This window comes from Pseudomonas sp. S37, from assembly GCF_016658545.1.
Lineage (GTDB): Bacteria > Pseudomonadota > Gammaproteobacteria > Pseudomonadales > Pseudomonadaceae > Aquipseudomonas.
The window spans coordinates 1-1251 of record NZ_JACVZC010000230.1; the positions used below are offsets into that span (position 1 = coordinate 1).

Consider the following 1251-nt stretch of genomic DNA (forward strand, 5'->3'; position numbering starts at 1 on the left):
TGAACTGGCCTAATGATCCCGGACACCTCTTAAGGGCGATATGATTCGCCCAATCAGGAGGTTCCATGCAAGAACGAAAGACCTACACCCGCGAGTTCAAGCAACGTGCTGCAAGCATGGTTCTTGATGACAACGGCTCAATTCCTGACGTCTGCGCGTCGATGGATGTCGGCCCTACGGCGCTGCGCCGCTGGGTTGATCAGGTTCGCAAAGAGCGTCAGAAAGGCCAGCCGGTAGCTGGCACCAAGGCAATCAGCGACGAACAGCGAGAGCTCCAGGAGCTGCGAGCCAAGGTCAAGCGCCTGGAGACCGAGGCTGAAATCTTAAAAAAGGCTACGGCTCTCTTGATGTCGGATCCCGATCGTTTTTCCTGATCGAGGAACTGAGAGAGTCCGGTTCGTATCCGACCAGCCTGCTTTGTAGTGCGCTGAGCGTATCCCGTAGCGCGTTTTATGACTGGCTTCGCCGCCGTTCGGCACCGAATACCAAACGTGATGGGCTCAGAAAAAAAGTCATTCAACTGCACGTCGAAAGCAGAGAAAGTGCGGGCGCGAGGACCATCTCTCAATGCCTTAAGGCTCAGCAGCTCAAGGTAGGACGGTATCTGGCTGGACGACTCATGGAAGAGGCAAATCTGGCCAGCAAACAGCGCCGCCGACATCAGTATCGCTCCAAGGGGGTCGAGGCATTTGTGGCTAAAAACCTGCTCGACCGTAACTTCGAGCCAACAGCAATCAACCAGGTCTGGTGCGGCGACGTTACCAGCTTGATGGTCGGGAAACGCTGGTATCACTTGGCCATAGTGATTGATCTGTTCGCCCGGCGGATCGTTGGTTGGGCGTTTTCTCTGATCAACGACGCTCACCTGGTGAGCAAGGCGCTAAGAATGGCGGTAGAGGTTAGAGGTAAGCATGCCGGCTTGATGTTTCATTCAGATCAAGGCTGCCAATACACCAGCCAGCGCTTCCAATCCGAGCTGGTTGAGCACGGGATAACACAAAGCATGAGCCGCAGAGGGCAATGCTGGGACAACGCGCCGACAGAGCGTTTCTTTGGGACGCTCAAGTCAGAGTGGGTACCCAGTAAGGGCTACAAGGAAATTGAAGAAGCCAGGCAGGATATGACCAGCTTCTTCATGCGGTACAACCGAATCAGGCTCCACAGCCACAACAACTACCTGTCGCCAATAGCTATGGAGCAGCAGGCGGCTTGATCACCGTAATCGGTGTCCGGAAAAACTTGACCAGAACA

The 1251-nt window shown here is 54.8% G+C and carries 2 protein-coding genes; both read left to right on the plus strand.

Features of this window, described 5'->3' with window-relative positions:
* Positions 1 to 65: 65 nt before the first annotated feature.
* Positions 66 to 374 carry a transposase gene (locus IAE39_RS29860; RefSeq protein WP_236548881.1) on the plus strand — a complete coding sequence of 103 codons (309 nt, stop codon included), beginning with the start codon at positions 66 to 68 and terminating at the stop codon, positions 372 to 374.
* An 8-nt stretch (positions 375 to 382) separates the two neighbouring features.
* A complete protein-coding gene (locus tag IAE39_RS29435) occupies positions 383 to 1213 on the plus strand; it encodes an IS3 family transposase (protein WP_236548882.1) in 831 nt (276 codons plus the stop codon).
* The last annotated feature ends 38 nt before the right edge of the window (positions 1214 to 1251 follow it).

Coding starts and splice junctions, on each gene's coding strand:
- IAE39_RS29860 (WP_236548881.1), top strand. CDS start 66: ATGCAAGAACGAAAGACCTACACCCGCGAGTTCAAGCAACGTGCTGCA.